This window comes from Pseudomonas antarctica (assembly GCF_001647715.1).
GTDB classification, from domain to species: domain Bacteria; phylum Pseudomonadota; class Gammaproteobacteria; order Pseudomonadales; family Pseudomonadaceae; genus Aquipseudomonas; species Aquipseudomonas antarctica_A.
The window spans coordinates 1119744-1139430 of the sequence record NZ_CP015600.1 but is presented as its reverse complement, the minus strand read 5'-3'; the positions used below and the strand labels follow the sequence as shown (position 1 = coordinate 1139430).

At 61.9% G+C, this 19687-nt stretch carries 19 protein-coding genes; 12 read left to right on the top strand and 7 right to left on the bottom strand.

The features are described 5' to 3' along the window. Window positions 1-188: 188 nt before the first annotated feature. Window positions 189-653 carry a hypothetical protein gene (locus tag A7J50_RS04935; protein WP_064450787.1) on the top strand — a complete coding sequence of 155 codons (465 nt, stop codon included), beginning with the start codon at window positions 189-191 and terminating at the stop codon, window positions 651-653. 14 nt (window positions 654-667) lie between these two features. Beyond that, window positions 668-1480 (top strand): SDR family oxidoreductase, encoded by an 813-nt coding sequence (locus A7J50_RS04930; RefSeq protein WP_064450786.1) that lies wholly within the window; start codon window positions 668-670, stop codon window positions 1478-1480. On the opposite strand, the gene A7J50_RS04925 is transcribed toward A7J50_RS04930, so the two are convergent. Beyond that, window positions 1477-2334, bottom strand: a complete 858-nt coding sequence (locus A7J50_RS04925; RefSeq protein WP_064450785.1) for a LysR family transcriptional regulator — start codon at window positions 2332-2334, stop codon at window positions 1477-1479. The genes A7J50_RS04930 and A7J50_RS04925 overlap by 4 nt on opposite strands. Before the next feature lie 111 nt (window positions 2335-2445). On the opposite strand from A7J50_RS04925, the gene A7J50_RS04920 reads away from it, so the two are divergent. Together A7J50_RS04920 and A7J50_RS04915 are read left to right on the top strand one after the other, a co-directional pair. Then, on the top strand, window positions 2446-3636 hold the full coding sequence (locus A7J50_RS04920; RefSeq protein ID WP_064450784.1) for an MFS transporter: 1191 nt from the start codon (window positions 2446-2448) through the stop codon (window positions 3634-3636). Beyond that, window positions 3633-4034, top strand: a complete 402-nt coding sequence (locus tag A7J50_RS04915; RefSeq protein WP_064450783.1) for a hypothetical protein — start codon at window positions 3633-3635, stop codon at window positions 4032-4034. The genes A7J50_RS04920 and A7J50_RS04915 overlap by 4 nt, the downstream gene beginning before the upstream one ends. A gap of 117 nt (window positions 4035-4151) precedes the next feature. Here the strand turns inward: A7J50_RS04915 and A7J50_RS04910 are convergent, their stop codons facing one another. From A7J50_RS04910 to A7J50_RS04895, 4 genes are read right to left on the bottom strand one after another with little or no spacing between them, the layout of a single operon-like run. Beyond that, window positions 4152-5012 (bottom strand): HlyD family secretion protein, encoded by an 861-nt coding sequence (locus A7J50_RS04910; protein WP_064450782.1) that lies wholly within the window; start codon window positions 5010-5012, stop codon window positions 4152-4154. A gap of 10 nt (window positions 5013-5022) precedes the next feature. After that, window positions 5023-5223, bottom strand: coding sequence for a DUF1656 domain-containing protein (locus tag A7J50_RS04905; protein ID WP_053254492.1), 201 nt, complete (start codon window positions 5221-5223; stop codon window positions 5023-5025). After that, window positions 5213-7390: an FUSC family protein gene (locus A7J50_RS04900; RefSeq protein WP_064450781.1), complete on the bottom strand. Its 2178-nt coding sequence runs from the start codon at window positions 7388-7390 to the stop codon at window positions 5213-5215. Before A7J50_RS04900 ends, A7J50_RS04905 begins: the two co-directional genes overlap by 11 nt. Before the next feature lie 10 nt (window positions 7391-7400). Beyond that, window positions 7401-8912 (bottom strand): efflux transporter outer membrane subunit, encoded by a 1512-nt coding sequence (locus A7J50_RS04895; protein WP_064450780.1) that lies wholly within the window; start codon window positions 8910-8912, stop codon window positions 7401-7403. 182 nt (window positions 8913-9094) lie between these two features. Here A7J50_RS04895 and A7J50_RS04890 point away from each other — a divergent pair, with 182 nt between their 5' ends. From A7J50_RS04890 to A7J50_RS04865, 6 genes are all read left to right on the top strand, one after another. Next, a complete protein-coding gene (locus A7J50_RS04890) occupies window positions 9095-10063 on the top strand; it encodes a LysR family transcriptional regulator (RefSeq protein ID WP_053254489.1) in 969 nt (322 codons plus the stop codon). Window positions 10064-10137: 74 nt separating this feature from the next. Beyond that, a complete protein-coding gene (locus A7J50_RS04885; RefSeq protein ID WP_064450779.1) occupies window positions 10138-10362 on the top strand; it encodes a hypothetical protein in 225 nt (74 codons plus the stop codon). A 149-nt stretch (window positions 10363-10511) separates the two neighbouring features. Beyond that, a complete protein-coding gene (locus A7J50_RS04880) occupies window positions 10512-11486 on the top strand; it encodes a 2-hydroxyacid dehydrogenase (protein WP_064450778.1) in 975 nt (324 codons plus the stop codon). 224 nt (window positions 11487-11710) lie between these two features. Further along, window positions 11711-12613, top strand: coding sequence for a chemotaxis protein CheV (locus tag A7J50_RS04875; protein ID WP_064450777.1), 903 nt, complete (start codon window positions 11711-11713; stop codon window positions 12611-12613). A gap of 3 nt (window positions 12614-12616) precedes the next feature. Continuing rightward, window positions 12617-13099 (top strand): GNAT family N-acetyltransferase, encoded by a 483-nt coding sequence (locus tag A7J50_RS04870; protein WP_064450776.1) that lies wholly within the window; start codon window positions 12617-12619, stop codon window positions 13097-13099. Between the two features lie 108 nt (window positions 13100-13207). Beyond that, window positions 13208-13951: a YkgJ family cysteine cluster protein gene (locus tag A7J50_RS04865; RefSeq protein WP_064450775.1), complete on the top strand. Its 744-nt coding sequence runs from the start codon at window positions 13208-13210 to the stop codon at window positions 13949-13951. A 72-nt stretch (window positions 13952-14023) separates the two neighbouring features. Here A7J50_RS04865 and A7J50_RS04860 read toward each other — a convergent pair whose 3' ends face one another. Then, the gene (locus A7J50_RS04860) at window positions 14024-14788 is read right to left on the bottom strand and encodes a transporter substrate-binding domain-containing protein (protein ID WP_410524792.1); all 765 of its coding nucleotides are present in this window, start codon (window positions 14786-14788) and stop codon (window positions 14024-14026) included. A 175-nt stretch (window positions 14789-14963) separates the two neighbouring features. Further along, window positions 14964-15197 carry a hypothetical protein gene (locus tag A7J50_RS04855; protein WP_053254483.1) on the bottom strand — a complete coding sequence of 78 codons (234 nt, stop codon included), beginning with the start codon at window positions 15195-15197 and terminating at the stop codon, window positions 14964-14966. 215 nt (window positions 15198-15412) lie between these two features. Here A7J50_RS04855 and A7J50_RS04850 point away from each other — a divergent pair, with 215 nt between their 5' ends. Further along, on the top strand, window positions 15413-16579 hold the full coding sequence (locus A7J50_RS04850) for an efflux RND transporter periplasmic adaptor subunit (RefSeq protein ID WP_064450773.1): 1167 nt from the start codon (window positions 15413-15415) through the stop codon (window positions 16577-16579). After that, window positions 16576-19671, top strand: a complete 3096-nt coding sequence (locus A7J50_RS04845) for a multidrug efflux RND transporter permease subunit (RefSeq protein ID WP_064450772.1) — start codon at window positions 16576-16578, stop codon at window positions 19669-19671. The genes A7J50_RS04850 and A7J50_RS04845 overlap by 4 nt, the downstream gene beginning before the upstream one ends. Window positions 19672-19687 lie beyond the last annotated feature (16 nt).

Below are 19687 nucleotides of genomic sequence, written 5' to 3'. Positions count from 1 at the left end.
AGGACCTGTTGAAGCGCTCTGTTCCGACAGGCTTCGGTACTTCCTGAGTGTCGATTCGTACAAAAACCGCTAAAAAAACTTGTTTGATCATGTGTTCAATGCAGCGCACATACCCTGTCTGTGCCCGCAGATAGTCAACCCAGCCCAGCCACAGGTACGATGGTCTATCCCTTCGCGAGGTCATCATCATGTTCTTCGGCGTTCTACTGATCATCACCTGGCTGATCCTGCTCCTGCGCTACCCGGCCAAGGCATTGCCGGTGTCGCTGGCCGCTGCCGTCGGCCTGGGCTTTGTGGCCATTTGGGTGGTGTGGCTGGACAACCGCGAAGCCTCGCAACTGTCGCGCCTGGAATTGCGCATCAGCTATGCACCACAGGAATGCCCAGCCGACCGCCCCTTGAAACTGGTGCTGAACAACGGCAACGACGTGCCCCTCACCGAGCTGCGCTGGCGGCTCGCCGCTTATGCACCGGGCGACACCGTCAACCTGGCCGACAACGTCTATGCGGCGCCACGTTATCGCGGCCCCGGCGAACTGCAGGCTGGCGCTACCTGGGACGATTGCCTGCCCACACCTCCATTGCGCCCAGGCTACCGCCCGCAAACCCTGGAATTTCGCGCCGAGCACCTGCAAGGCAGCTTCTCGGACTGACAAAGGACTGATCCATGCCCAACGTACTCATCACCGGTTGCTCCAGCGGCATCGGCCGCGCCCTGGCCGACGCGTTCAAATCTGCAGGCTTTGAGGTCTGGGCCAGTGCCCGCCGCGAGGCAGACGTCGCCGCCCTCGCTGCAGCTGGCTTCAACACGGTGCAACTGGACGTCAACGACAACGCCGCCTTGCAGCACCTCGCCGAACAGTGGGGCGAGCTGGATGTGTTGATTAACAACGCCGGCTACGGCGCTATGGGCCCGCTGCTCGACGGCGGCACCGCAGCGATGCAGCGTCAATTCGAGACCAACGTGTTTTCCATCGTCGGCGTGACCCAGGCGCTGTTCCCCGCGCTGCGTCGCGGTAAAGGCCTGGTGGTCAATATCGGCAGCGTTTCCGGGGTGCTGGTTACACCGTTTGCCGGGGCTTACTGCGCGTCGAAAGCCGCGGTGCATGCCCTGAGCGATGCATTGCGCATGGAACTGGCACCGTTTGGTGTAAGGGTCATGGAAGTACAGCCGGGGGCTATCGACACGAGCTTTGCGAAAAATGCAGGCGCCCAGGCCGAACTGTTGATCAACGAAAAGTCGCCGTGGTGGCCGTTGCGCGACGGTATTCGTGCGCGCACCCAGGCCTCGCAAGACAACCCGACCTCAGCCGAGCACTTTGCTGCTCAAGTGCTGAAAGCGGTGCAACAGTCAAAACCGCCACGGTTGTTGCGCGCGGGCAATGGCAGCCGGGCGTTGCCGTTGATGGCGGCCTTATTGCCCAAGGCGTTGCTGGAGGCGGTGTTGAAAAAGCGCTTCGGCCTGACGGGTTCACTCTAACCTTTCATAAAATCAATAAACGCCCGCACCTTCAGCGGTAAATGCCGAGTATCCGGGTACATCGCATAAACCCCTTGCGGGGCGAAGCGATGGTCGGCCAATAACCGCACCAGCCGCCCCGTCTCCAGATCCTCCTGCACCAGCCATTGCGGCAGCACTGCCACGCCGTGTCCACGCACGGCGAACGCCTGGAGGACGGCAGCACTGTCGGCCACCAGCGCCGTTTGACCGGCGCGGTATTGATGCGCGGCACCTGCCGGGTCGGTCACGCTCAGTTCCGTCAAACGGCCATGGCCCAACCTAGGCACGCGTTCCAACTCATCCAACGTCTGAACGCCGGAAAACTCGGGGGCGGCCACCGCAAATACCTCGAACGTCGACAGCTGCACCGCGCGGTGGGTGGAGTCCAGCAGGCGGCCTAGCCGAATCGCCACGTCAAAGCGTTCCGAGATCAAATCGGCATGGGTGGAGGATGTGGATAAGTGAATGTTCAGGTCCGGGTGCGCGCGGCGAAAGGCTTCCACCGCCGGGGCGACTACCGCCAGCGCATATTCCACGGTGGTGGTGATGCGCAACGTGCCTTTGAGCTGGGCATGTTCGGAGCGCGCCTCTTCCACCGCCAGACGCGCTTCTTCAAGCATGCGTGTGCAACGCAGGTAGAAGCGTTCGCCGGCATCGGTCAGCGCCAGTTGCCGGGTGTTGCGGGTCAGCAGGGTGACGCCCAATTCTGCTTCCAGGCGCTTGAGGTTGAAGCTGACCACGGCACGGGTCTGGCCCAACAGGTCCGCCGCCGCGGTCAGCGAGCCGGCCTCGACCACGGCCTTGAAGGTGTCGAAACGGTCCAGGCTGACCATCGGCCACGCCCTCCTTTGTCAAAATATTTTTGACAAACTAACAGGCAAACCGGCGTATCCCAAACCCTGCATCGCGCCTACCCTGCCCGCTTCACTCGCAGGATCGCGTTCATGACCTACCGCTCGAAAGTCGCCTGGATCTTTTTACTGGGCTTCGCACTGGACCTGGTGAACATGTTTGTCGCCACAGTCGCCTACCCGGATATCGCCCGCGAACTGCACGCCTCGGTCACGCAATTGGCGTGGATCAGCAACGCGTACATGCTCGGGCTGACCGTGATTATTCCCTTGAGCGTCTGGCTGGCGGCGATCCTGGGCGAGCGAACACTGATCGCCGTGAGCCTGCTGGTGTTTGCCGGCGCGTCGGTAATGGTCGGCCAGGCCGGCTCCATCGAAACACTGATTGGCTGGCGTGCGTTGCAAGGGCTGGGCGGCGGCTTGCTGATTCCCGTGGGCCAGGCCATGGCTTATCGGCACTTTCCACCGGCAGAACGCAGCCAACTGACGGCACGCGTGATGTCGGTCGCCCTGCTGGTTCCGGCGCTGTCACCGGCGTTGGGTGGGTTGATTGTCGACACCATGGCCTGGCGCTGGATCTTTTACGCCAACCTGCCACTGGCACTGATGACCCTGCTGCTGGCGTTGCTGTGGATAAAACCTGATAGCCCGACAACCGTTCGACCGGGCCTGGAGCTGGGCAGCATTTTCAAACAAATCCGCAGCCCGCTGTTGCGGGTGGCGATGCTGATCTATCTGTTCATCCCCGGCGTATTCATCGGCACCAGCCTGATCGCCATCCTCTACCTGCGCGGCCTGGGCTATGACGCGACACACACCGGCGCACTGATGTTGCCGTGGGCGCTGGCCTCGGCGCTGGCGATTTTCCTCAGCAAAAAGCTGTTCAACCGCTGCGGCCCGAAACCGTTGCTGCTGGCAGGTATGGTGTTGCAATGCATCGGAATCCTCCTGCTGACCAAACCCGAGCCCGCCGTGATTATTGCGGCCTACGCCTTGATGGGCCTGGGTGGCAGCCTGTGCAGCAGCACCGCGCAGACGCTGGCGTTTCTCGACATTCCCGATACACACATGGGCCACGCCAGCGCCCTGTGGAATATCAATCGGCAAGTGAGTTTCTGCCTCGGCGCCGCCGCACTCAGTGCGTTGTTGTCGGCCTTGGATTCCTTCGCCATAACCTTCACGATAGCGGCAGCCCTGACACTGCTGCCCCTCTTGGCAGTGTTGCGCCTGGATGCGTCCAGAGTCCGCACACTGCTTCACCCTGCCAGCGAGCCACAGCCATGATTGATTACCGCGATTTTTTTGAGGAAGTGACCCAGACCCACGTCGAGATCGAACAGTGGTTTGCCGGGGTTGCGCCAGAAGGCACGTTGCAGAGTTTGCTGGCGCGCTTCTCGCCTGAATTCAGCATGGTTGCCCCCGCCACCGGCGCGAGGGTAAATGCAGCCGGATTGAATGCCTTGTTCACGCGCCTGGGCGGCATGCGCCCGGGGCTGAAAATCACCTTGAGTGAAATGGTCGGGATTGACCGGCATGCGCGCGGTGCCATCGTGACCTATCGCGAACATCAGGTTGACGACAGCGGCACCCAGACCGATCGCCGCGCCACCGTGGTGTTCGAAAAGCAGGCCAGCGGCGCGCTGCTGTGGCGCCACCTGCATGAAACCTTCATCAAGGCTTAACACGATCAAGTGTGGGAGCGGGCTTGCTCGCGAATGCGGTGGATCAGTCAATACTTGCGTTAACTGACACACCGCATTCGCGAGCAAGCCCGCTCCCACACAAGCCAGCGCCACCTTTCAGTGTTGTGCTGGGTCAACGATAACGGTGCAGGTGATACCCGCCGCCAGCAACACGCCGTCCGGCACTTCATCAATGTGAATCCGCACCGGCACCCGCTGGGCCAGGCGCACCCAGTTGAAGGTCGGGTTCACATCCGCCACCAGCTCGCGGCTCTCGGGGTTGTCGCGGTCGTAGATACCGCGCGAGATGCTTTCCACATGGCCCTTTAGCGTCTCGCCGCTCATCAGTTGCATATCGGCCTTGTCGCCGATTTTGACGTGGGGCAGCTTGGTTTCTTCGAAGAAGCCATACACCCAGAACGAGTTCATATCGACCACAGCCATCTTCGCTTCACCGATGCGCGCGTAGTCGCCACGGTGCACGTTGAGGTTAGTGACGTAGCCGTCCACCGCCGCCACGACTTGCGTTCGCTTCAAGTTAAGTTCAGCGGCTTCCAGCTGCGCCAGCGCGTGTTGATAGTCGGCCAGGGCGGAGTCAGCAATGTTGCTGGCGTCGTCGCGGTTTTCCCTGGAGATCACCAACGCGTCGAGGTCGGCGCGGCGGTGGGCGTTGACCTTGCGCATTTCCCAGGTGGCTTTACGGGACGCTACCAGGGACTGGGCTTGCTTGACCGCGATGCGGTAGTGCTCGGGGTCGATCTGCATCAGCAGGTCGCCCTTTTTCACCAACTGGTTGTCCCGCACCGGCACGTCGACCACTTCCCCGGTAACGTCGGCGGCGACGTTGATGATGTCGGCGCGCACGCGGCCATCGCGGGTCCACGGCGTTTCCATGTAGTGCACCCACAATGTGCGGCCAATCCAGATCGCCAAAGCCAGTACCAGCAAGGTCGCAAGCAGGCTGAAAAACTTTTTCATCGGGGCATTCTCAACGGTAGACGGTCAGCGCCAGCGCGCCGAACAGGCAAACGAACAGGCTCAGGCGCAGCAACGCCGGGTGCCAGAAAAAACGGTACAGGTCGAACCCGGCCAGGAAGCGATCCAGGGCCCAGGCAAGCGCGGCCGCGATCAAGAACATCAGGGTCATGGTCGGCATGTAGAGGCCGTGAAAGGCTATTTCACGCGGCATGTGGAGATCCTTTGAGGGCAGCCAGCGGCGATTGCGGGTCAAGCAACGAGGTGCGAATAAAGTGCAGGTAGCTTTTCACCCGGCGCAGGGCCGAGGTGTCGAAGTGCGGGGCGAAAGGTTCGTCGGTGGCCTGCACGCGGCTGATCGCATGGTCGACGGCAATTAGCCCGCGCTCCAGGTTGCTCGCGCTGGGCTGCAGGAACAGCCGCACCAGCGAGCGGCCCATCACGCGGATTGCCTGGCGCCATGGCTGGGATTCGGCATAGGCCGGGTGCACCGGCAAAATCGCCTGCTCCTTACGCAGTTCGATGATCGCGTGGCCGACTTCCAGCACCACGAACATCCAGCGCAGCAGGTCGCGCTGCACTTGCGGCTGGCCGACGGCGAGGCCGTAAGCCTGGTGCAGCAGGTCGCGGGTGCGGCTTTCGAAACTCGACGCCAGGCCCTTGAGCTTGCCACTGATCGCATACACCACTTGCTCACGCAGGTCCTGCTCGAGGCGGCGCCACAGCCAACGGCTGTTGGGCGGCAGGATGATCGCCCCCGCCGCCGCGCACACCAGCATGCCGATGACCATGGCGATGTAGTCGTTGATAAAGGTGTAGGGGTTGTAGACCGTGAGGTTGTCCGGCACCGAGCCGGTGCTGAAGAAAATCAGCAGGCCCACACCGACGCCCGCATATTTTGGCCGTGAGGCGAGGAAGGCGCCGAAGATGATCACCGGCGCAAGCATCACGCACAGCAGCGGGAAACCGTCGATCCAGGGGAACACGAAGAACATTTCGACGAAGCCCACCAATGCGCCGATCAAGGTGCCGCAGGCCATCTGGAACGCCATGCGTTTGGGGTTGGGTGTGGCGGCGGACAGGCCAACGGTGGCGGCGGCGATCAGGGTCATGGTCGCGCCACTCGGCCAGGCGGTGGCCACCCAGTAGCTGCCGAGCACGATCAGGATGAACGACGCGCGAATCCCCGAAGCGGCGCAGGCCAGCCAGTTGGTTTTGGGGATAAAGGTTTCATCCCACTGCTCGCGTGCATGGCTGTGATCAGCCAGGGAGGCGTGGGTCTGCGCGTAGTTGTGCAGGTCGTCGACGAAGCGGTACAGCAGCTCGTAGGCCGTATGAAAATCCAGCTGCTCGGCTTCGCTCGGGTTGCCTTCCTGGAAGGTGGCACGCAGGCTGCGCACTTTGGCGGGCAGGCCGTCCTTGTAGGCGCTCAGTTGGTTGACCAGGCGCGCGGCGTCGGGGCTGGTGAGGGCACGGCCGGAGAAGCCGTCGAGCACTTCGGCAAGGTCCTGCAGGCCGGGCTTGATCGCCGCGACCACATGATCGGCTTCAACCGTGCGCAGCCGTTCCAACAGCTGGTGCAGCGCATTGAAACGCGTAGTAATGCTCATGAACTCGCTGTTGAGGCGGCTGAGCCGACCGTTGCGCCGACGCATATGCGGGTCTTCAAACACGGTGACGCTGCGCAAGCCTTCCAGGCCCACGGCTTCGGCGATAAAGCGCACGTTGCTGGCCTCAAAACCTTCGCGCTGGCTGCGCCCACGCAGGCCGTCGGTGACGAACAGCGCGAACACGCCAAAGCGCTGATACAGGGCGTTGCGCATGGCTGCGCTGCTGGTCTGCGGCAGGATCGCGGCGCTGACCAGCGTGGAACAGAGAATCCCCAGGGAAATTTCCAGCACCCGCCACACCGCCGCCATGAACGCGCCGTCCGGGTGCGCCAGGGCCGGCAAACCCACCATCGCCGCCGTGTAGCCAGCCAGCACAAAACCATAGGCGCGGAAGTTGCGGTTACGCGTTGCGCCAGCGGTGCAAATGCCGACCCAGATCGCCAATGCGCCGAGGAACAATTCGGTGTTCTGCGCAAACAAGGCAATCAAAAAGACCATCACCGCCGAACCCGCCAGGGTGCCGAGGAAGCGGTAAAAGCTCTTGGCGAACACCTGGCCGCTCTGCGGTTGCATCACGATAAACACGGTGATCATCGCGGTACGCGGTTGCGGCAGCTCCAGGCGCATGGCCAACCACAGCGTGAGGAACGCAGCGATCAGCACCTTGAAGATATAGACCCAGGTCACGCCATCACTGCGTGCCCAGTCGAAAAAGCCACGGCGCCACTCAAGGGAGTGCAACCAGCGCAGCGGTGCAGGCAAGGAAGTCATGAACGCCTACTCAGTGATCAAACACGGCAAGCGCCGCCGGGGTTTTGCCGGGGAGACTCTTGGCATCTTGTGGCATATCGTTACCGGCGCCGAGCCCGCCACCCAGGGCGGTCACCAGTTCGGCATGGGCACTCAGGCGCGCGGCCTGCACCTGTTGCTCCACCTGTTGCTGGCGGAACAGCAGGGTCTGGGCGTTCAGCACATTGAGGTAGTCGGTAAGGCCGCGCTGATAGGCGATCATCGCGATGTCGTAGGTTTTCTGTGCCGAGGCCACCGACTGCGCGGCAAAGGCCGACTGCTTGTCCATGGATTCGCGGCGGATCAACTGGTCGCTGATGCCCTTGAGCGCATTGACCAGAGTCTGGTTGTACTTGGCCACGGCGATGTCATAACCGGCGCTGGCCTCGCCCAACTGCGCGCGCAAACGGCCGCCGTCGAAGATCGGCAAGGTGATCGCCGGGCCGACGTTGTAGTTGAATTTCTGACCGCTGAGAAAGCCCAGCATGGTGCCGCCGGTAGCGACGAAACCCAGGCTACCGACCAGGTCGACATTGGGGTAGAAACCGGCATGGGCCACATCAATGCCTCGGGCCTGGGCGGCGACTTGCCAACGGCTGGCGACCACGTCCGGGCGCTGACCAAGCAATTGCGCCGGCAAGCTCGATGGCAATTTCAGCGGCGCGGCGAGGGCCAGGCTCGGCCGTTGCAGTTGCGCGCCTTCACCCGGACCTTTGCCCGCCAACGCCGCCAGCTGGTTATGGCTCAGGGCGATTTCTTCGTCCAAGGCATCGAGTTGGCGATGGGTTTCCGGCAACGGCGTTTCAGCCTGGCTGACATCAAAATGGGTGCCGATCCCGGCATTCAGGCGTTTGTTGGCCAGGTCGAGAATTTGCTGTTGCTGGGCCAACGTGGCGGCAACGATGTCGCGGTTGGCATAGTGCAACGACAGCTGGATATAGGCGCGCACCACGTTGTTTTGCAATTCGAGCTGGGCCTGGCGCGCTTCGGCAGCGCTCATATGGGCCAGGTCGACGGCGCGTTCGGTGCTGTTACTTTCGCGGCCCCACAGGTCGAGGGCGTAACTCAGGCCCAGGGACGAATTGTTGTCCCAGGTGTTGGCGCCGCTCAATTCGCCCGGACCGTAAAACTGATCCTTCGGCCAATTGTGGCGCTTGAGGGTAGTGTCACTGTTGATCTGCAACGACTCGGCCGACTCGGCAATCCCGGCCATGGCCCGCGCTTCACGCACCCGCGCGGCGGCCATGGCCATGCTCGGGCTGTTTTGCGTGGCAAGTTCCACCCAGCGGTTCAATTGCGGATCGCCGTAGGCTTGCCACCAGTGGGTGGTGGGCCAGTGGGCGTCTCGGGCGGCGCTCTGGATCGCTTCGTCGGTGACCAGGTTATTGGCGTTGAGGGCCTGGCCTTGAGGGGCGATTCCTCCGGTTCCGATGCAGCCGCTGATTGCTAACGATAAGGCCCAGACACTGAGAGCCTTCAGCTCTCTGTTGATGCGACGCGGCACGGCAAGCGTATTCCTGAGGTGGTGTTGCGGGGAAGGTGGCGCAATTCTAGGGGGCGCGATGGAGGACGATAAGCTGGCATTCCTGTGAATCTTTGTTACCGTTCAGGCGATAATCCGTTGGTAGGGATCACTGGACGGCGTAACTTTCTGTCACAATTTGTTATCTCCCCTGAGAACACTCCATGGACACTTTGCAAAACATGCGCGCTTTCAGTTGCGTGGCCGAAGCCGGCAGCTTCACCGCCGCCGCCGTGCAACTGGACACCACCACCGCCAACGTCTCGCGCGCGGTCTCCAACCTTGAGGCCCATCTGCAAACCCGCTTGCTCAACCGCACCACCCGTCGCATTGCACTGACCGAAGCCGGTAAACGTTACTTGCTGCGCTGCGAACAGATCCTCGCCTATGTCGAGGAGGCCGAGGCCGAAGCCAGCGACGCCCACGCGCGCCCTGCCGGGCAGTTGAAAGTGCACACCATGACCGGTATCGGCCAGCATTTCGTGATTGACGCAATTGCCCGCTACCGCCGCACCCACCCCGACGTGACCTTCGACCTGACCCTGGCCAACCGCGTGCCGGACCTGCTCGACGAGGGCTACGACGTGTCCATCGTGCTGGCCAGCGAGCTGCCGGATTCGGGCTTCGTGTCCCAGCGCCTGGGCATCACCTACAGCATCGCGTGCGCCTCGCCGGACTACGTCAAGGCCAAAGGCTGCGCGCAACGGCCGCAGGATTTGCTCAACCACGCCTGCCTGCGCCTGGTAAGCCCGGTTATCCAGCTGGATAAATGGACCTTCAATGGCCCCGAAGGCCAGGAAAGCGTGGCGATCAACACCTCGCCGTTTCTGGTCAACTCGGCCGATGCGATGAAAACCGCGATCACCAGCGGCATGGGCGTTGGCCTGTTGCCGGTGTATGCGGCCATTGAAGGCCTGCGCAACGGCACACTGGTGCGCGTGATGCCCACCTATCGCTCGCAAGAGCTGAACCTGTACGCCATCTACCCGTCACGCCAGTACCTGGATGCGAAGATCAAGACCTGGGTGGAATACCTGCGCGGTTCGTTGCCGGAGATTCTGGCGGCGCATCAGGCGGAGTTGGTGGCGTATGAATTGAGTGGCAGCCTCAGCGGCGCTCGCCTGGCGAACTGATTTCTGCTCGTCGATATAACTCAAATGTGGGAGCGGTCCGACAAGCCAGCTCCCACAGAAAGCAGAGCACAGCGGTGCTGGCAGTTGAACTCGGTCAAATTGTGGGAGCGGGCTTGCTCGCGAAGGCGGTGTATCAGTTACAGATAAGCTGGCTGACCCATCGCATTCGCGAGCAAGCCCGCTCCCACATTTGGATCTCGATACATCAGACAGAGAGTGTGCCGCTGTGCTTCTGCACTGCTTTTGCTTCAACCACTCAGTTCGGCTACCAGGCCGCCGTGCTCTTGCTTTTGATCTGACAGGCCCCGTTAACCACGGATTCAAGCCTAAGCGAGGCCCCGAGTGGTGGGGTAAAGCCAGCTCCCACTGTTAAAGAGTCGTCCTGACAATCGTCGACAGGAATGTTAGCGTGCTTGGTATTCTTCCGTAGTCGATGAGCCCGCCTGCAATGAAAAAGACTGTCCTCGCCTTCAGCCGCGTCACCCCGCACATGATCGAACGCCTGCAACAGGACTTCGAGGTGATCGCGCCCGACCCCAAGCGCGGGGACATCAATGCTCAATTCAATGAAGCCCTGCCCCACGCCCACGGTTTGATCGGCGTGGGCCGCAAACTCGGGCGCGCGCAGCTTGAGGGCGCCAGCAAACTGGAAGTGGTCTCCAGCGTCTCGGTGGGCTACGACAATTACGACGTGCCGTACTTCAACGAGCGCGGGATCATGCTCACCAATACCCCCGACGTACTCACCGAAAGCACCGCCGACCTGGCCTTCGCCTTGCTGATGAGCAGCGCGCGCCGTGTGGCCGAACTGGACGCCTGGACCAAGGCCGGCCAGTGGAAAGCCAGCGTCGGCGCGCCGCTGTTCGGCTGCGACGTGCATGGCAAGACCCTCGGTATCGTCGGCATGGGCAATATCGGCGCGGCTGTCGCCCGACGTGGACGCCTGGGTTTCAATATGCCGATTCTGTACAGCGGGAACAGCCGCAAGACCGAGCTGGAACAGCAGCTGGGGGCGCAATTTCGCAGCCTGGACCAGTTGCTGGCCGAGTCGGACTTCGTTTGCCTGGTAGTGCCGTTAAGCGAAAAGACCCGCCACCTGATCAGCACCCGCGAGTTGGGGCTGATGAAGCCCAGCGCGATCCTGATCAATATTTCCCGTGGCCCGGTGGTGGATGAGCCGGCGCTGATCGAAGCGCTGCAAACCCAGAAAATCCGTGGCGCCGGGCTGGATGTGTATGAACAGGAGCCGCTGGCTGAATCGCCGCTGTTCCAGCTGAGCAATGCCGTGACCCTGCCGCACATCGGCTCGGCCACGAATGAAACCCGTGAGGCCATGGCCAACCGCGCCCTGGACAACCTGCGCAGCGCCCTGCTCGGCCAGCGTCCGCAGGATCTGGTGAACCCGCAGGTGTGGAAGGGCTGACACCTGACCAATGCAGGAGCGGCCCCATGTGGGAGCCGGGCTTGCCCGCGATGCAGGCGCCTCGGTGTATCAGTGATACCGAGGTGACGCTATCGCAGGCGAGCCAGTTCCCACACACGCCTGTTCATCTCAACCAGCTGCATTCCATAAATCCGGTTAAAGCCTGGCGCGCCCAAGTCGATAACCCTCTATAGATCGTCATTCCTGATCCTCAGAAGGTTTTTATGTCCACCACCAAAGCCCGCGCAGATTCACTCTCGCTTCTGCTCTTTACCTTGCGCAGCGGCAAGTTGATGGCCATTAACCTGCTTAAAGTCAGTGAAATCATCCCGTGCCCGCCGCTGACCAAGCTGCCGGAGTCACACCCCCACGTCAAAGGCATCGCCACGCTGCGCGGTGCCTCGCTCTCAGTGATCGACCTGAGCCGCGCCCTCGGCGAAATGCCCCTGCAAGACCCGAACGGCGGCTGCCTGATTGTGACCGACGTCAGCCGCTCCAAGCAGGGCCTGCACGTACAGGCGGTGAGCAAGATCGTGCACTGCCTGACCACCGACATCCGCCCGCCGCCCTATGGTTCCGGCGGTAATCGCTCGTTTATCACTGGGGTGACCCAGGTCGAAGGCGGGCTGGTGCAGGTGTTGGATATCGAAAAGGTCATCCACGCCATCGCTCCGGCGCCGATTGAAGTAGCGCCGACCGACTTGACCATGGAAGAGGCCGAAGTGCTCGGCAACGCGCGGATTCTGGTGGTGGACGACAGCCAGGTCGCCCTGCAGCAATCGGTGCACACCCTGCGCAACCTCGGCCTGACGTGCCATACCGCACGCAGCGCCAAGGAAGCCATCGATGTACTGCTGGAGCTGCAAGGCACGGTCGAGCAGATCAACGTGGTGGTGTCGGACATCGAAATGTCCGAAATGGACGGGTACGCCCTCACCCGCACCCTGCGCGAAACCCCGGATTTCCAGGAGTTGTACGTGTTGCTGCACACCTCCCTGGACAGCGCGATGAACAGCGAAAAAGCCCGCCTGGCCGGCGCCGACGCGGTGCTGACCAAGTTTTCGTCGCCCGAGCTGACCAAGTGCCTGGTTATCGCTGCCAAGGCTGTGGCGCAAAAGGGCCTGTAACCGGTGGCGGAATACTTCCAACTGCTGCGCCGCGACCTTACCGCCAGCCTGCCTGCGCCGCAGTGGCCAGCGGAGACCCGGCTGGAGCATTACCGCGACGAGCTGGCCCCGGCGATTCATGCGGTGTTGCGCATGACCCAGGATCAAGGCGGTGGTCGTGTCGCCAGCCTGGAACACTGGCGGCAGCAGTTCGTCACCGATGCCGAGTTCGACCCGACGCTGTGCCTGGTGGCCAGTCACCGTGACGGTATTCTCGGCGTGGCTCAATGCTGGACCAGCGCGTTTATCAAGAACCTCTCCATACACCCCTGCGCCCAAGGCCAGGGGCTGGGTCGCGCGTTGCTGCTGCACACCTTTCAGGTGTTCAAGCAGCGCGGCGAACCCTACGTAGACCTCAAAGTGCGCGAGAGCAACCTGCGCGCCCGGCAACTGTATGAAAGTGCAGGCATGGTCTTTGTGCTGCGCGACCTGGTCCCCGCAGACTGACAGGCACTGGCGCATAACTTGCTTCCACAGTGCCTGAACAGTGAATAGAGGCAAAATCCCGCCACTGTTCAAGAGTGCCCTCTGACCTTGCCTGGTGACAGATCCTCCATGAACACTCATTTTTCCTGCGTGGGTTGCGGCAAATGCTGCACCGACCATCATGTGCCCCTGACCCTCGAAGAGGCCCGGAGTTGGGCGGCTGACGGCGGTAACGTTATTGTTCTGGTAGAGGGTTTTCTCGGCAATGGCCTGGGCTTGCCCGTGCTACAACGCGAACACGCCGAGCGCCGTTCGGTGGTGGTGCCCAGTGGCAATACCGAGGCGTTTGTGGCCATCACGTTTGCCGCCTACAACGCCGGGCGCTGCCGGAATCTTGACGAAGACAACCGCTGCGGCATTTATGAGCGCCGCCCGTTGGTGTGCCGTATCTACCCGATGGAAATCAACCCGCACATCCCGCTGAACCCTGCCGCCAAGGACTGCCCGCCGGAATCCTGGGAACAGGGCCCGGCGCTGATCGTGGGAGGCGAGTTGGTGGACCAGCAGCTGGCAGAACTGATCCGCCGCTCCCGGCAGGCAGACCGTGACGACGTACACACCAAAGAGGCTGTGTGTGCGCTGCTGGGCATTCGCACCACCGCGCTAAAGGGCGATGGGTTTACCGCGTACCTTCCCGACATGCACGCCTTTGCCCAGGCCATCGAGCTGGCGGTTGACCAGCCATCCGTGGCCAGTGAGTGGGTGTTTCATGTGTCCGGCCTGGACATCGCCGAGCAGTTGCTGGATGCCGGCGCACAGATTGCTACCGAGGTGCCGGCCAACTACGCGTTTATTTCCTTGCGCACGGCTTGAGCACACAGGTTGCAAGGCGTCAGAGGCTGGCTATGAACCTGTCCTGCGCCAGCGCGCGCAATTAATGAACCGTCACGGCGCTTCCAAGTGGTAGGGCGCGAGGATCCGTTGGTATTGGCCGTTTTGCATCAGCTCTTCAAGGGCACGGTTGAGTTGATTGCGTAACGCCGTATCGGGCTTGCGCACCGCGATCGCCACGCCGTCGCCCAACAGTTCGGCCGAAATGGCAGGGCCCAGGAAGTTGAAATCCTGGCCGGCGTCGGTGTCGAGCAGCGCACCCCGAATTTCCACGGTGCCCTGCAGGGTCGCATCGATATCGCCGGCCACCAGGCTGCGGACCAGTTCGTCATTGAGCCAGAAACTCTCGATGATCACGCCCTCGGGCGCCCACTTCGAGCGGGTAAAGGCTTCGCGGTTGCTGCCCAGCAATACACCCACTCGCTTGCCCTTGAGCGAACTGATGGTCGGCATCAGGCCTGAGGACCTGCGGGCGACCAAACGCGTAGTGAAGGGATAAAGGTTATCGGTGAAGCCCACCCATCGCCGCCGCTCAGACGTGGGAGCCATCCCCATGATCGCATCGAATTGCCGGGCATCAAGCGCGGGGATGTTTTCGACAAGCACCTGATCGACCCAGGTGCAGCGCACCTTCAGTTGCTGGCACAGGGCGTTACCCAGGTCGATATTCAGGCCGACCAGTTGGCCTTGCAGGTTGCGGCTTTGGAAAGGCGGGAATTGCGCGGCAACAGCGAAGCGGATTTCGCGCCGAGGCGGTTCAATAACCGCAACGGCATCAATCGAGAACAACAGGGCAAGCAGTGCAAAGCGCTGTATCAGTGCCACGGGAAACGTCCTTTTCCTGAAAGACCAGCCTCACTGCACCCAGCTCCGTTCAATTAATGGGGGCGGTGCAGCGGCTGTGCAAACTTTCAAGAAACGGTCGCGGACCTACAATCAGAAATATAAGCAGAACCTGTAGGCAAACGCCGCTATAGCGCTCGCTGACTTATTCTTAGCGTTTACCCATGGAGCGACGAGTGCCCGGCGGGGCCATGCCTGGCGACTTGGTGTGGCCGTTTTTGGCGCCATTTTTATACCAAGGCTGGGCGGCATTCTTGGCCCCGGCCAGTTCACCCGGCTTGAACGGAAACTTGAACGCCGGGATCTCGGCTTTCTCAACGCTTTCAGCGCTGGCCGGATCGACGAGGTCGGCCGCTTCAACAGGGGGTTGTGTCGGGGAAGTCATGAAAGCTCCGGGGCGTGCAAAAAAATGAGGCAGGGCCAACTTGCGGGCCACGCTGGCGCGCAGTATACCTGCGCGCCTGGGATCTTTAACCACCGCTGGTACGAATGGTCGGAGTTTACTGACAGCCCTGTCAGTTAGCAGTCACCGTGCTGACCGGGTCGGCAGGCTATAAATGACCTTCACTCTCCCACCCCTTTGCCTCGGCGCCCCACCCCATGCACATTCAACGAAAAACCGCCCTGATCGTGGGTGCCCTCGTGGTCGTGGCAATTACAGCTTGGGCATTCAACCGACCGGCCAAGAGCAAACTGGCGGCGTCGACCGCTATTCCGGTGCGGGTGGTGAGTGTCACGCAACAGGACATTCCCCGGTTTGTCAGCGGGATCGGCTCGGTGCTGTCGTTGCACAGCGTGGTGATCCGCCCGCAAATCGACGGCATCCTCACCAAGCTGCTGGTCAAAGAGGGCCAGTTGGTCAAGGCCGGTGACTTGCTGGCGACCATCGATGACCGCTCGATCCGCGCCAGCCTCGACCAGGCCAAGGCGCAACTGGGGGAAAGCCAGGCGCAGCTGCAAGTGGCATTGGTCAACCTCAAACGCTACAAAGAACTGAGCATCGACGACGGCGTCTCGAAGCAGACCTATGACCAGCAACAAGCCTTGGTCAACCAGCTCAAGGCCACGGCGCAAGGTAATCAGGCCGCGATTGATTCGGCCCAAGTACAACTCTCCTACACCCAGATTCGCTCGCCGGTCACTGGCCGCGTCGGTATTCGCACGGTAGATGAGGGCAACTTCCTGCGCATGAGTGACACCCAGGGCCTGTTCTCCGTGACGCAAATAGACCCGATTGCCGTCGAATTTTCCTTACCGCAACAAATGCTACCAACCCTGCAAGGCTTGATCGCGGCGCCGACCCAAGCCAGCGTCGATGCCTACATGGGGGCCGACACCGACGGCCAGACCGGCGACCTGCTCGGCGAAGGCCACTTGAGCCTGATCGACAACCAGATCAGTTCCACCACCGGCACCTTGCGCGCCAAGGCTGAATTCCAGAACGCCTCGCAGCGCCTGTGGCCGGGGCAACTGGTGACCATCAAGATCCAGACCGCCCTCGACAAAAATGCCCTGGTGGTACCGCCGACCGTGGTGCAACGAGGCCTGGACTCGCATTTCGTGTACCGCATCAACGGTGACAAGGTGGAGGTTGTGCCGGTGCAGATCACCTATCAGAACAGCGATGTGAACATCATCAAGGGCGTGCAGGCCGGCGATGTGCTGGTCAGCGACGGCCAGTCGCGACTCAAGGCCGGCGCCCAGGTGGAAGTGCTCAAAGAACCGCCTCAAGTCATCCGTACCGTCGACGCCAAGGTGCAGCCATGAGTGGCAGCCGTTCGCCGTCCGCCTGGTGCGTTGACCACCCGGTTGCCACCCTGCTGCTGACCTTTGCTTTGGTGCTGCTGGGGCTGATTGCCTTCCCGCGACTGGCCATCGCCCCACTGCCGGAAGCGGAATTTCCGACCATCCAGGTGACCGCAACCCTGCCCGGCGCCAGCCCGGACACCATGGCGTCGTCGGTTGCTACGCCGCTGGAGGTGCAATTCAGCGCCATCCCCGGCATGACCCAAATGACCTCCAGCAGTGCCTTGGGCTCAAGCCTCCTGACCCTGCAATTCACCCTGAACAAGAGCATCGACACCGCTGCCCAGGAAGTGCAGGCGGCGATCAACACCGCGTCCGGCAAACTGCCCAGCGATATGCCGAGCCTGCCGACCTGGAAGAAGGTCAACCCGGCGGACAGCCCGGTGCTGATCCTCAGCGTCAGCTCCGACAACATGCCCAGCACCGAACTGAGCGACTATGTAGAAACCCTGTTGGCCCGTCAGATCAGCCAGATCGACGGTGTCGGCCAGATCAACATCACCGGCCAGCAGCGCCCGGCGATTCGTGTACAAGCCTCGCCGGATAAACTTGCGGCGATCGGCCTGACCCTCGCCGACGTGCGCCTGGCTATTCAACAGTCCAGTTTGAACCTGGCCAAAGGCGCGATTTACGGCGAGAACAGTGTGTCGACCCTGTCGACCAACGACCAATTGTTTCAGCCGGAGGAATACGGCCAGTTAATCGTTTCCTACAAAAATGGCGCGCCGGTTCAACTGCGTGATGTCGCCAAAGTCATCAATGGTTCGGAAAACGCCTACGTTCAGGCCTGGTCCGGCGATACACCGGGGGTCAACCTGGTCATTTCGCGCCAGCCCGGCGCCAACATTGTCGAGACCGTCGACCGCATTCAAGCCGAGCTGCCGCGCCTGGAGGGCATGTTGCCGGCGTCGGTGCAGGTCAGCGTGTTGACCGACCGCACCAAGACCATCCGCGCCTCCCTGCATGAAGTGGAAGTCACCTTGCTGATCGCCATCTTGCTGGTGGTGGCCGTGATGGCACTGTTCCTGCGCCAGTTATCCGCGACGATGATTGTGTCCAGCGTGCTGGGTGTGTCGCTGATCGCCAGTTTCGCCTTGATGTACCTGATGGGCTTCAGCCTGAACAACCTGACGCTGGTGGCGATCGTGATCGCCGTGGGCTTTGTGGTGGACGATGCCATCGTGGTGGTGGAGAACATTCACCGCCACCTGGAAGCAGGGCTCGACAAGCGCGAAGCCGCGATCAAGGGTTCCGGCGAGATTGGCTTTACCGTGGTGTCCATCAGCTTCTCGCTGGTGGCGGCGTTTATTCCGCTGCTGTTCATGGGCGGCGTGGTCGGAAGGCTGTTCAAGGAGTTTGCGCTGACGGCCACGTCGACCATCCTGATTTCGGTGGTGGTCTCGCTGACACTGGCGCCTACCCTGGCCGCGTTGTTCATGCGCGCGCCGACGCATCACGCCCATGACAAACCCGGCTTCAGCGAACGCCTGCTCGCCGGCTACGCGCGTAACCTGCGCCGTGCATTGGCCCATCAACGTACGATGGCGGCCATTTTCATGGTGACCCTGGCCTTGGCCGTGGTCGGCTACGTGTTTATCCCCAAGGGTTTCTTCCCGGTACAGGACACCGGCTTTGTACTCGGCACCAGCGAAGCGGCGGCCGACGTGTCGTACCCGGACATGGTCGCCAAGCACAAGGCCCTGGCCGAAATCATCAAGGCTGACCCGGCGGTGGAAGCCTTCTCCCACTCGGTGGGCGTCACCGGCAGCAACCAGACCATCGCCAACGGCCGCTTCTGGATCGCCTTGAAAGACCGCGGTGATCGCGATGTATCCGCCAGCCAGTTCATCGACCGCATCCGCCCAAAACTGGCGAAGGTGCCGGGTATCGTGCTTTACCTTCGCGCCGGCCAGGACATCAACCTCAGCTCCGGCCCCAGCCGCGCCCAGTATCAGTATGTGCTCAAGAGCAACGACGGCCCGACGCTGAACACCTGGACCCAACGCCTGACCGAAAAACTGCGCGCCAACCCGGCCTTCCGCGACCTGTCCAACGACCTGCAACTGGGCGGCAGCATCACCCACATCAGCATCGACCGCCAGGCCGCTGCACGCTTTGGCCTGACCGCTACCGATGTCGACCAGGCGCTCTATGACGCGTTCGGCCAGCGTCAGATCAATGAGTTCCAGACCGAGATCAACCAGTATCAAGTGGTGCTCGAACTGGACAGCCAGCAACGCGGCAAGGCCGAAAGCCTGAACTACTTCTACCTGCGTTCACCCCTGACCAACGAGATGGTGCCGCTGTCGGCGCTGGCCAAGGTCGACCCGCCGACCGTGGGGCCGTTGTCCATCAGCCATGACGGCATGTTCCCCGCCGCCAACCTGTCCTTCAACCTCGCCCCCGGCGTGGCGTTGGGTGATGCGGTGATCATGCTCAACCAGGCCAAGAATGAAATCGGCATGCCGGCCACCATGATCGGCACGTTCCAGGGTGCGGCCCAGGCGTTCCAGAGTTCGCTGGCCAGCCAGCCGTGGCTGATCCTCGCCGCGCTGGTGGCGGTCTACATTATTCTGGGTGTGCTGTATGAGAGCTTTGTGCACCCGTTGACGATCATCTCCACCTTGCCCTCGGCGGGCCTGGGTGCACTGATCATGCTGTGGCTGCTGGGCCAGGACTTTTCGATCATGGCCTTGATCGGCCTGGTGTTGCTGATCGGGATTGTGAAGAAAAACGGCATCCTGATGATCGACTTTGCCCTGGAAGCCCAGCGCGTACGCGGGCTGGCGCCTGAGGAGGCGATTTACGAAGCGTGCGTCACCCGGTTCCGACCGATCATCATGACCACCCTCGCCGCCTTGCTCGGCGCGGTGCCGTTGATGCTCGGTTCCGGGCCTGGTGCGGAACTGCGTCAGCCACTGGGTATCGCAGTGGTTGGCGGCTTGCTGGTGAGCCAGGCGCTGACCCTGTTCACCACACCGGTCATATACTTGTACCTTGAACGGTTTTTCCACCGGCCCAAACCAGCCCCTGAGCTGGCGACCACACACTGAGGCTCAGGCCCCGTCC